Raw genomic sequence first — 11870 nt, 5'->3', positions numbered from 1 at the left:
GACAAATTATACTTTATTTACACACAGGTGGTTGCTATTTTTGAGTTTAGTATAATAATTAATCGTTTTATTGAAAGATAATAAGTTTATTCTTTCATTTATTACATACGCAACCCCATTGAACCACCTCGAACTTTCATAATGATTACCAATAATTATACGTTAAGCCAAACTATGCCGTCAAACCTTGGATTTTTGCAATTTTCAGTAATTATTTAAGGTTTTTTGCAGCTTAACTCGTATCTATTCTCTTTATTACCTTTTCTTTTTCATATTGTATGTTAAAAGCATCTAAATATGAAGAAGTAAGGTTAATTTTAGAGCCTTTTTTAAAAGATAAGAAACGTATTAGAGGTTATTCTAACAATTTATCCAATTGAAAACGAATATTTAACTTTGGCTAGCCTGAAAATAGTTAAAATGGGTTTTCCGAAGCTTATCGCTCGCTTTCCGCGGGGCGAGCGCCGAGCCTCCTCGTCACTTTGCTCCTGCGGGGTCTCGCCTTTCTCACTAATCCCGCAGGAGTCGAGCGAACGCTTCTCCAAACCAACATCATTCTTAGCTCTAACTCCTTCTATCTTCACGCTGAATGAACACTACTTATTTTAATAGGAAAGATTTTTTATTTCCTTCCACTCTTTCCGCAGCATACTATACAAAATCAAATCATGAAAATGATCATAAAGAAATTCACCGTCTCGAAGAATTCCTTCTTTTTTAAAAAGCAATCGTTCAGGAATGGCGATGCTTTTTGTATTTTTTAAACCACAACGTATCTCTATTCGATTTAATTTCAAATAATAAAAAGCATAATTTAAAACAGCGATAACTGTTTTTAGCATGATTCCTTTTCCTTGTGAGGCCTCTTCTAAAAAATAGCCGATGCTTGCTTGGCGGTTTATCCAATCAACTTGTTGAAGGGAAATCATACCTACTAATTTTTTATTAAAAAAAATCCCTGCTTCGAATCCATTATTGTCAAAAAATTTCTTATGCCATTGGGGGATAATGGAATGATATTGGTATGGATCAATGATTTGATCCACCCATGGAAGCCACTCTTTTAAGAACATTCTATTCTCATCTACAAGTTGAAATGCAGCAGAGGCATCTTGTATTTCAAGTAAACGAAGGTTAATGTTGTTATCTACATTTAAATGAAACATAATAAACGTCCTTTCTCTAGACGGATAATTACTAGGGGAAAAATAAGAAGCTGCGTTTTGATGTAGTTTATGCGAAATGTTTAAATCTGGATTATGGAGAATAAGAAAAAAGGAGGCTTAATGAGATGTATTTAAGGAAAATGCTTTTTCTTTCCAATGGAAAGGTTTTTAATCATTATTTTTTGATTAGTCATTTAAAAGTTCGGAAAATTGTCAAATATTCACCAGATTTTCAATTGTTGTCCTTTTCTGTTCATGATATAACTATATTAATAAATAAAGATAATCATTCTCATTTAAAGGGGGAAGGGAAAATGCAGATCGGAGAAAAAATAAAAATTAAAAGTTTGTCACAAGTGAATTCACTTGTAAAAAGAAGATTGCTTGATTTCGGCATCACGGAAGGTACGATTGTATCTATTCAAAATATTATGCCGTTTAGTGGTCCTTATATACTAGAGTATGAAGGTTCTAAAGTTGGGATTAGAAGAAAGGAAGTACAAAATATAGAAGTGGAGATCATATAAATGGAGGTAGCATTATTAGGAAATCCAAATACGGGGAAAACCTCATTATTTAATCATTTAACCGGATCGTATGAATATGTTGGCAACTGGAGTGGCGTTACCATTGAGAAAAAGGTTGGACTATTTAAGAATAAAAAAGCAAATTTAGTCGATTTGCCGGGAATTTATTCCTTAAACCCATTATCTGCAGATGAAGCAGTTGTGACAGAATACTTTCTGCAAGGGCATGCCGAAAAAATTGTCAATATTATTGATGCTTCCCAATTAAGCCGAAACCTCCATTTAACACTTCAACTCATTGATTACGGAAAACCGATGATTATTGGGTTAAATATGCTTGATGTTGCAAAAGATTATGGCAAAAAAATTAAAGCCGAAGAGTTAGCGAAGATAATAGGCTTTCCTACTATTCCTATTAGTGCAAGAAATGGTCATGGTTGTACGGATCTTGCAGATGCAGCGACACAACAAAATAAAAATGATTCTCTGATGAGAGTAGAATATGGCGATTCGATTGAAGAAGGCATTAGTGTAATGGAATCATTAATAGAAAATAAAACGACTATTTCTGTTAGATGGCTAACATTACAGCTTTTAGAAGGGAATTCTACAGTCTATCAAAATGTATGTTCTTTAATAGGGGAAGAGCAGGTTCAACAGTTTTTAAATGAGTTGGAATCAGAGGTAAAAGGTTCAGGAAAAAGCTTAGAGCAAATAGTATTTGAGGCTAGAAAAGCGGTAGTAGATCAAATACTTCAACAAGTGGAAGTGATTGAAGAGCATAATCGTACTACATTTACTAGTAAGGTGGATCGGATTGTCACCAATAAATACTTAGGAATGCCTATTTTTATTCTGCTGATGTATTGTATGTTTATGCTGACATTTGATTGGCTTGGCGTACCACTTTCTGATCTAGTAGATGGTTTTATCTCTGGATTTTTGGCAGATACGATCTCCAATCTTTTAACTTCATTACATGCTTCTGTTTTTATTAAGGCCTTGGTAATAGAAGGGGTTATTGCTGGAGTAGGAGGCGTATTAGTCTTTGTACCACAAATTTTTATTCTATTCTTTTGTTTATCGTTTTTAGAGGATTCCGGTTATATGTCAAGAGTCGCCTTAGTTATGGATAAGATTATGGAACGAGCAGGTTTAAACGGCAAAGCATTTATCCCAATGATTATCGGTTTTGGCTGCAACGTACCTGGAATAATGGCCGCAAGAACAATTGAAACTAAAAAAGAACGGTTATTAACAATATTATTATTGCCATTTATGTCATGTTCTGCTCGCTTTCCAGTTTATGCATTATTTATTGGCGCTTTTTTTGCTAAACACGGTGCGTTAATTGTTTTATCGATTTATGTACTAAGTATTGTGTTGGTTCTTATACTAGCAAAAATACTTTCCGCAACCGTTTTAAAAGGGGAAAATTCCTTATTTTTTATTGAACTTCCTCCATATAGAATGCCTAGTGTAAAAATTTTATGGAAAAGTACATGGGATAAAGGAAAAGGATTTTTGAAAAAAGCAGGAACGTTTATTTTTGCTGGATCGGTCGTTATTTGGACTCTATCCTATCTTGGTCCTACTGGTGTTAATGTAGATATGAATGAGAGTTATTTAGCTGTCATTGGTAAAGTTTTAGCCCCAATTCTTATGCCAATAGGCTTTGGAACTTGGCAGGCAGGAGCATCCTTGCTTACAGGATTTTTGGCAAAAGAAGCGGTTGTCTCGGCTATGAATATTATTTATGCTGTTCCAGATACAGAATCTTTGCAGCATTTAATGAGCACGGTATTTACACCTTTAGCTTCTTATAGTTTTATGGTATTTATTTTACTTTATATTCCTTGTTTAGCAACATTGGCAACTATATATAAAGAAACCGGTTCTAAAAAATGGTCTGCTTTTTCAGTAGGTTATTCCTTATTAATTGCCTATGTCATATCTTTGTTAATTTATCAAGGTGGAAAATTATTAGGACTATCTTAATGGGGAGATGTAAGTATGTTTATTAATATACTAATTGGTGGATTAATCTTTCTGTACGCAGGTTTTTCCCTTTACCGGTTTATAAAAAAATCTAAAGAAGGAAAATGTGCAAGCTGCTCTATTAGTAAATCTTGTGGGACAAAAAGCTGCTGCAGTAATTTAACGGAAACAAGTAAATAACAGCAAAAAAGGCTGAGAAGAAAGGAAGAAGTATCCCTTTTCTTAGCCTTTTTTGTTATAATAGCAGAAAAAATTGAAATTTCTAATGGAGAAGCTTATAATATGTATAATGGTGTAAAATTACACATAACTAATAAGGGAATGAATGCATTTTGACTAGAGAAGAGATCATTTTTAATGTTTCAGAAAAAATGAGGTTGATTCGTACAGAAGCAGGCTACACTCAAGATAAAATGGCCGAGGTAATTGGGTTATCAAAGAAAACGCTTGTGCAAATTGAAAAAGGAAGATTGTATGCTGGATGGTCAACCGTTGTAGCAGTATGTGCCCTTTTTAGAGAAACAGAAACAGTCCGTTTCTTATTTGGTAATGAACCTTTAGAAGTATTAGAAACAGTTGCCCGTGATGGCATGGATTATCGAAAAGAAAAAACCCTTGGCGGAAAAGTATGGTGGCGTGAAGTAGAAAGAATAAATGGCTTTATTCTTCAACAAAACATAATCAGTCAACATTATAGAATTATAGACGAAGATCATTTTCGTATTTTCAGCAGCTTTGATGAACAAGAATCAAAAGAAAGGTTTCGAGAATTAACAAAAGACTTAGCGAGGTAACGTTCTTTAATAAATGCTGTTTTCTCAAAGTTTGTTGTTTTTTACATAATACATTTGGAAAAGCGTTTCTTAGCAGCCTGAATACACGTAGACTCCTGTGGGAATGCGAGAAAGACGAGACCCCACAGGAGCGTATGCGACGAGGAGGCTCGGCGCTCGCCCACGGAAAGCGAAGTGTATGCAGGATGCGCGTTTAAAAGCAACAATCTATAAGAAAACAGCCTTAATAATACTGCATTTATACATAGAAAGTTCATTTGAACAGATAGTTTGTCAGAATATTTACAATTGACTTTATTATTCTAATATGGTAATCTTCAGTTAGATTGGAAAATTAATCAAAAAAGAATGGAGGGTTTACGATGAATACAGTAATGATAATGAATGGGATTATAACTGAATATTCATGTAGCCTATCCATACCATTCACTGATAGCATAGTTAGGTATGTATTGGCTGCATATAAAATGTAGCATATGCACCTATTAGAAAGGGGATAGATCGCATGGTTGCGGTCTGTCCCCTTTTTATTTTGCTGCAATAATTTTCTGTGGGTTAAACAGGGGTCATTCCCTTTTTAATAAAAGGCTGTGTTAAAGCTAATTGTTGATTTTGATACTTTGTTGATTTGGAGCGGAAGGAGTGAGACTCCTGCGGGAAAAGCGAGTCAAAAGGAGACACCACAGGCGTACAGCGACGGAACTGAAAAAGTGTTTTATTAGATAAATTATAGGTGAAACACTTAAATTTATTAGGGTAAAAATGGTATAGAGAGTTTGAAAACGATCATCATGTTGGTTAGGAGAGGCGTCCGCACGACTCCTGCGGGATTAGCGAGACAGGCGAGACCCTGCAGGAGCATAGCGACGAAGCGGCTCGGCGCTCGCCCCGCGGAAAGCGTGTGGTAAGCCTCGGAAAACCGAACGAAAACCTCTGCGTTGCTTGGATTGTCACTACCTATATTTTATAGCATTCACTTTTTTAGTGACCTCCGCACAGCGCCGAGGAGGCTCCCGAACCGCCCGCGGAAAGCGAACTTCTTGAGCGGAAATCAACAGGCAAGTTTAACAGAGCCTAATAAAAAATTCTGGAGAAGGAAGATGAAGATGAAGATGATTGTAAGCAATAAACAAAACGGAATGAAATTAAAGGATTTAGAAAGTGGCTAGTTTAAAAGAATAGTTCGATAAAGAAAGGACAGATGAAATGTTTTCGATATTATTTAAGTTAAAGTGGTTTTTTAAAGAGCATTGGAAAAGATATACGATTGCGATTGTTTTGCTTATCCTTATCGGTTTTGTTGAGATCATTCCACCGCAGCTAATAGGCAGGTTTATTGATGAAATTGCGCTTGGAACGCTGACAGCACAAAAGTCGGTTTATTATATCCTAGTTGTTGCAGGTATTACATTGGGTACCTATTTGATTACTTATATTTGGATGTATAAACTTTTTGGCGGTGCATTTCTTTTAGAAAGAAAACTACGAAGTAATTTTATGGGTCATTTATTAAAAATGACACCGACTTTTTTCGAAAAAAATCGCACAGGAGATTTAATGGCAAGAGCAACGAATGATTTAAAGGCAATCTCCACTACCGCAGGATTCGGAATACTTACTTTAATTGATTCCAGTATTTTTATGGTTACCATTTTAGCTACGATGTGTGTATTAGTTAGTTGGAAGCTAACGCTAGCAGCGATTTTGCCGCTGCCGATAATGGCTTTCATCATGCAAGTATACGGTGATCGTATTCATAAGCGGTTTACAGAAGCGCAAGATGCTTTTGGCGAATTAAATGATCGTGTTTTGCAGTCTGTTTCAGGGGTGCGTGTAATCCGAGCATTTGTTTTGGAGAAAGCGGATGAACAGCAGTTTCACGAGTTAACAGAAGAGGTTTATGATAAAAATATTGCTGTTGCAAAAATTGATTCCTTATTTGAACCTACTATACGAATTCTAGTCGGATTAAGTTATTTAATTGGGTTGGGCTACGGTGCTTATTTAGTTTTTCAGCAGGAGATTTCGATTGGCCAGCTTGTCACGTTTAATGTGTATTTAGGAATGATTGTTTGGCCGATGTTTGCTGTTGGTGAGCTGATGAATATTATGCAAAGAGGCAATGCTTCTTTAGATAGAGTACAAGAAACGTTAAATTACAAAGCGGATGTCACCGATCCAATCTCTCCAAAAGACGTTCATACACCAAAAAATATTGTATTTAATTCCGTTGCGTTTCAATATCCCTCTTCTAAAATAAACAATTTAAAGAATATTCATTTTACAATTAAACAAGGAGAAACAATTGGGGTAGTTGGGAAAACGGGAAGTGGAAAAACGACATTAATCAAGCAATTGCTTAGAGAGTATCCAACAGGAGAAGGAGAACTTAGCATTAATGGGGTAGAAATCGACAAGCAGCGGCTAGAGAAGGTGCGCAGCTGGATCGGTTATGTTCCTCAGGATCACGTATTGTTTTCCAAAACGGTAAAAGAAAATATTATGTTTGGACATGAAAATTCAACAGATGAACAGCTGGAGGAAGCAATTAAACTGGCTTCATTTCAACAAGACCTTGATATGCTTCCAGAAGGGCTCGATACGCTTGTAGGAGAAAAAGGAGTAGCACTTTCAGGGGGACAAAAACAGCGAATCTCTATTGCAAGGGCACTGATAAGAAAGCCAGAAATATTGATGTTAGATGATTCTTTATCTGCAGTCGATGCAAAAACAGAACAACGTATTATTCAAAATATAAAAACAGAGCGACAAGGAAAAACAACGATTATTACAACCCACCGATTAACGGCCATTCAACATGCTGATCAAATTATTGTGTTAGAAGATGGACAAATAGTAGAGCATGGAACACATGAGCAGTTAATGAAAAATAACGGATGGTATAAAGAACAGTATTTCATTCAGCAAACAAAAGCAAAATCTGAACAACAGCAGGAGGTGCAAACTTGAGTACAGGAAAACGACTTTTAAAGTATGCATTTGCATTCAAAAGTATTATTTTTGCAGCACTAATGATGTTAACGATTGCCGTTGCTGCAGATTTGGCCGGACCATTTATTGCGAAAAAAGTAATTGATGAGCATATCATGGGAATTGAGGCAAATTGGTATGAAACAACATCTTCGAGTCAAGCAGTTCCCTATAATGGGAGATGGTATAAAAAAGAAAGTTATTTTTCAAATAAAGAACAGAAAATGAATCCTGCAAGAATATTGCAAGTTGGCAGACAATTTGTTTTTGTAGAAGGTTCTATTTCTTTTGATGGAGAAAGAACCTTTCAAAACGGTGAACTAACGATAAGCAAGGACGGGAATGCTGCTAAATATAAAGGAGAACGGTTGTCAAGAACAGAGGTATTTGCCTTTTATAAGCCGGAAATCCCCTTTATTATCAAGAAGCTGCTATTCTATTTTGCTTTAGTAATTATTGCAGCAGTCTTTCAATTTGGGCAACATTTCTTTCTGAAAAAATCATCCAATCGTATTATTCAAAAAATGCGGAAAGATGTATTTGCACAAATTCAGCGACTTCCCGTAAAATATTTTGATAATCTCCCAGCCGGAAAGGTAGTGGCAAGGGTAACGAATGACACGGAAGCAATTAGAGAATTATATGTAACGGTCCTTTCTAATTTTTTTTCAAGCGGTATTTATATCATAGGGATATATGTAGCCTTGTTCATTTTAAATGCTAAGCTTGCAGCGATTTGTTTATTTTTAATTCCTGTACTATTTATATGGATGATAGGATATAGGAAATTTGCTGCCCGATATAATCATGTTATTAGGGCGCGAAATAGTGATATCAATGGAATGGTCAATGAATCGATTCAAGGTATGAATATTATTCAAGCATTCGGAAAAGAGAAACAAACACAAGAAGAGTTTGAGATATTAAATGAAGAACATTTTCGTTATCAAAATAAGCTGTTACATTTAAATAGCTTAACTTCTCATAACCTTGTCAATGTGTTAAGAAATATTATCTTTGTTGTATTTATTTGGTATGTAGCTGGGCAATCATTGTCTATTGCAACAGCGATCTCATTAGGTGTTCTATATGCATTTGTCGACTATATTAACCGTATGTTTCATCCGATAGTCGGAATTGTTAACCAGTTAGCAAATTTAGAGCAGGCACTTGTTGCAGCTGAGCGAGTATTTGAACTGTTGGATGAAGACGGAATAGATGTTGAAACGGCTACAATGGAACGTTATAAAGGAAATGTCGTGTTTGAACATGTGAACTTCGCCTATAAAGACAAGGAGTATGTATTAAAAGACATTACGTTTGAAGCGAAACATGGAGAAACGATTGCACTAGTAGGACATACAGGTTCAGGAAAAAGTTCGATTATGAATGTATTATTCCGTTTTTATGATATTCAATCAGGGAAAATAATGATTGATGGAAAAAACATTAAAGATATGTCCAGACAGGATTTACGAAAGCATATGGGCATTGTGTTGCAAGACCCATTTCTCTTTAAAGGGACGATAGCCACCAATGTGACCCTTCATGATCCATCAATAACAAAAGAAAAGATGGAAAATGCGTTAAAAGACGTAGGAGCAGACCGTGTTCTGAAACATCTAGAACAAGGCTATGATGAACCTGTTATTGAAAAAGGAAGTACATTATCAAGCGGTCAAAGACAGCTCATATCTTTTGCAAGAGCATTAGCCTCTGATCCCGCGATTTTAATTTTGGATGAAGCAACGAGCAGCATTGATACAGAAACAGAACAAATTATCCAAAAAGCGATGGAAGTCCTTAAAAAAGGAAGAACAACATTTATCATTGCCCACCGATTATCAACGATTCGAAATGCAGATCAAATAATCGTCTTAGACCATGGAGAAATTGTAGAAAAAGGAAATCATGAGGAATTGATGAAGAAAAAAGGAAGATACTATCAGATGTACCAGCTTCAGCAAGGGTCGTCATTAGTCGGATAAAAAATAATTAATTAAGCAAAGTTGACCAAGTAAGCCCCCAAAAAATTTTGGGGGCTTTAGCCAATTATATGAAATTGTTTAATTAAGCTTGTGTTCCGCCAAGTTGGCTCTCAGCCATTTGTACAAGACGTTTTGTAATTTCTCCACCAACTGATCCGTTAGCGCGAGAAGTTGTTTCTGCACCTAAACTTACACCAAATTCGGTTGCAATTTCGTATTTCATTTGGTCCAAAGCTTGAGATACTCCTGGTACTAAAAGTTGATTTGAGGAATTGCTTTTACTTGTTGTCATAATGTTTTATCTCCTCATAAAATATTGTTTTGGTTGGGTTAGCTGGAATTACACCAGCAAATAAGAATATCTTACTGCCGCTTGGCATCACCCAATAATATGCTGCTTGTACTAATAGTATGGGTGGAATGTTTATTTCTATTCCTTTTTATTAATAGGGAATTCATTCCTAATAAGTAAGTATCTTTCCTTCTTATAAGGGGAATAGATTCTTATGTTTTAAAAAAAATAAGGTAAGGAAATGAAAGAAGCAGAGGTGGATTATGGCGACTATTTGCCCAGTTTGCAACGGATGGAAACAATTAGTTCAATCTTGTCCAAATTGTCATCAAACAGTGGAGGACAAAGGAAGAATTATGGACTACTATGATGACTATAGTGCTTATATGCCAATCGATCAAATGAAACTGGAAGATGGGTTTAGTGATTTAGCGGAACATCTTTGTCCACATTTAGTATTTTGCAAAGAGTGTGGATATGAAGGGATAGAATTTGTACGTGAATAATAGAAAAAGACATCACTGCTTATTTGTTTACTAAATAGGCAGCGATGTCAGATACTTATTAACGAATTCTGCTTTCTGTTTCTTTATTAAAGAAATGGGCTTTATTCATATCAAATGCTAATTGTATTTTAGCTCCAGCAAATACATCTGCTCTTGAGTCTAGACGTGCGACAAATTCTTTGCCAGCAAGGGTTGAATAGACTAAACTTTCTGCACCAGTTAATTCAAATACATCCACTTTTGCATTAAAGACTGTATTTTCTGAACTTGATATAAACAACAATTCATCATGAATATCTTCTGGTCTAATGCCAAAGATCACTTCTTTGCCAATATAGCCTTGCTTTCTTAATATTTTTAATTTTCCTTCAGGAATAGCGAAAGAAGTTTCTCCAATCAACAGGTTATCCCCTACTATTTTTCCATCAAAGAAGTTCATCGCGGGGGATCCAATAAACCCACCTACAAAAACGTTTTCTGGTTTTTCGTATACATCTTTTGGGGATCCTACTTGCTGAATGATTCCATCTTTCATTACAACAAGTCTAGAAGCCATTGTCATTGCTTCTGTTTGGTCATGTGTTACATATATCGTTGTAGTTTGCAGTCTTTGATGAAGCTTTGATATTTCCGCTCGCATTTGAACACGTAATTTTGCATCTAAGTTAGATAATGGTTCATCCATTAAAAACACTTTGGCGTCGCGGACAATTGCACGACCTAATGCAACCCTTTGGCGCTGTCCTCCAGATAGCGCTTTTGGTTTTCTTTTTAAATACTCTTCCAGTCCTAGAATTTTAGCAGCATTTCGAACTCTTTCATCAATTTCTGCTTTAGGAAACTTGCGAAGCTTTAAGCCAAATGCCATATTATCATATACTGTCATATGAGGGTATAGGGCATAGTTTTGGAAAACCATTGCAATATCGCGGTCCTTTGGCGCAACATCATTAACGCGCACGTCATCAATATAAAAATCACCTTTTGAAATATCTTCTAAACCCGCAATCATTCTTAGTGTAGTCGATTTTCCGCACCCAGAAGGACCGACAAAAACAATAAATTCTTTATCTTGAATGTGTAAATTAAAATCTTCAACCGCTGTTACTTTTTCATCATAAATTTTATATATGTTCTCTAATTTTAATTCTGCCATTTTTTTGTTCCTCCTTTTCTTTATATATATAATGTATCATTTTTGAATACGCTATCATATTGGCAGAATGCATAAAAGAAGCAATTATTTATTCAGCAAAATGACTAAAACGCTTACATTTTATAAAACTTTCATAGTACTCGTCCCTCGTGATCACCTTCTAGCCTTATGAAAGACAAAACCAAAGAAAAAGCACTAAGTTTTGTCCTTGAGACGGCTTATGAAAGACAAAACCAATGAAAAGCACTAAGTTTTGTCCTTGAGACAGCTTATGAAAGACAAAACCAAAGAAAAAGCACTAAGTTTTGTCTTTGAGACAGCTTATGAAAGACAAAACCAAAGAAAAGCACTAAGTTTTGTCCTTGAGACGGCTTATGAAAGACAAAACCAAAGAAAAAGCACTAAGTTTTGTCCTTGAGACTACTTATGAAGGACAAAACCAAAGAAAAAGC

General features: G+C 35.5%; 12 protein-coding genes. 9 read left to right on the top strand and 3 right to left on the bottom strand.

Annotated features, from left to right (window positions below):
• Positions 1-605: 605 nt before the first annotated feature.
• Positions 606-1166 (bottom strand): GNAT family N-acetyltransferase, encoded by a 561-nt coding sequence (locus tag ACTYA4_RS16080; RefSeq protein WP_445505718.1) that lies wholly within the window; start codon positions 1164-1166, stop codon positions 606-608.
• Positions 1167-1291: 125 nt separating this feature from the next.
• Here ACTYA4_RS16080 and ACTYA4_RS16075 point away from each other — a divergent pair, with 125 nt between their 5' ends.
• The 7 genes from ACTYA4_RS16075 (at position 1292) to ACTYA4_RS16045 (ending at position 9464) form a co-directional block, all read left to right on the top strand.
• On the top strand, positions 1292-1693 hold the full coding sequence (locus tag ACTYA4_RS16075; protein WP_443482858.1) for a FeoA family protein: 402 nt from the start codon (positions 1292-1294) through the stop codon (positions 1691-1693).
• Positions 1694-3691, top strand: coding sequence for a ferrous iron transport protein B (gene feoB / locus ACTYA4_RS16070; RefSeq protein WP_443482859.1), 1998 nt, complete (start codon positions 1694-1696; stop codon positions 3689-3691).
• Between the two features lie 15 nt (positions 3692-3706).
• Complete coding sequence (locus tag ACTYA4_RS16065) at positions 3707-3871, top strand: FeoB-associated Cys-rich membrane protein (protein WP_445505717.1); 165 nt, start codon at positions 3707-3709, stop codon at positions 3869-3871.
• A gap of 152 nt (positions 3872-4023) precedes the next feature.
• A complete protein-coding gene (locus ACTYA4_RS16060) occupies positions 4024-4485 on the top strand; it encodes a helix-turn-helix transcriptional regulator (protein ID WP_443482861.1) in 462 nt (153 codons plus the stop codon).
• Between the two features lie 1040 nt (positions 4486-5525).
• On the top strand, positions 5526-5654 hold the full coding sequence (locus ACTYA4_RS16055; protein WP_443482862.1) for a hypothetical protein: 129 nt from the start codon (positions 5526-5528) through the stop codon (positions 5652-5654).
• A gap of 37 nt (positions 5655-5691) precedes the next feature.
• Positions 5692-7455, top strand: coding sequence for an ABC transporter ATP-binding protein (locus ACTYA4_RS16050; protein WP_443482863.1), 1764 nt, complete (start codon positions 5692-5694; stop codon positions 7453-7455).
• Complete coding sequence (locus ACTYA4_RS16045) at positions 7452-9464, top strand: ABC transporter ATP-binding protein (protein WP_443482864.1); 2013 nt, start codon at positions 7452-7454, stop codon at positions 9462-9464. The genes ACTYA4_RS16050 and ACTYA4_RS16045 overlap by 4 nt, the downstream gene beginning before the upstream one ends.
• A gap of 82 nt (positions 9465-9546) precedes the next feature.
• Here ACTYA4_RS16045 and ACTYA4_RS16040 read toward each other — a convergent pair whose 3' ends face one another.
• Complete coding sequence (locus tag ACTYA4_RS16040; protein WP_443482865.1) at positions 9547-9756, bottom strand: alpha/beta-type small acid-soluble spore protein; 210 nt, start codon at positions 9754-9756, stop codon at positions 9547-9549.
• Positions 9757-10019: 263 nt separating this feature from the next.
• Here ACTYA4_RS16040 and ACTYA4_RS16035 point away from each other — a divergent pair, with 263 nt between their 5' ends.
• Positions 10020-10262 (top strand): hypothetical protein, encoded by a 243-nt coding sequence (locus tag ACTYA4_RS16035; RefSeq protein ID WP_443482866.1) that lies wholly within the window; start codon positions 10020-10022, stop codon positions 10260-10262.
• Positions 10263-10320: 58 nt separating this feature from the next.
• Here the strand turns inward: ACTYA4_RS16035 and msmX are convergent, their stop codons facing one another.
• A complete protein-coding gene (gene msmX, locus ACTYA4_RS16030; RefSeq protein ID WP_443482867.1) occupies positions 10321-11418 on the bottom strand; it encodes an oligosaccharide ABC transporter ATP-binding protein MsmX in 1098 nt (365 codons plus the stop codon).
• Between the two features lie 271 nt (positions 11419-11689).
• Between msmX and ACTYA4_RS16025 the strand changes: the two genes are divergently transcribed.
• A complete protein-coding gene (locus tag ACTYA4_RS16025; protein WP_445505716.1) occupies positions 11690-11836 on the top strand; it encodes a hypothetical protein in 147 nt (48 codons plus the stop codon).
• Positions 11837-11870 lie beyond the last annotated feature (34 nt).

The sequence above is a fragment of the Niallia yueguangensis genome (assembly GCF_052663115.1).
Note: the sequence above shows the minus strand (reverse complement) of the source record. Positions and strands in the feature narration are given on the sequence as shown.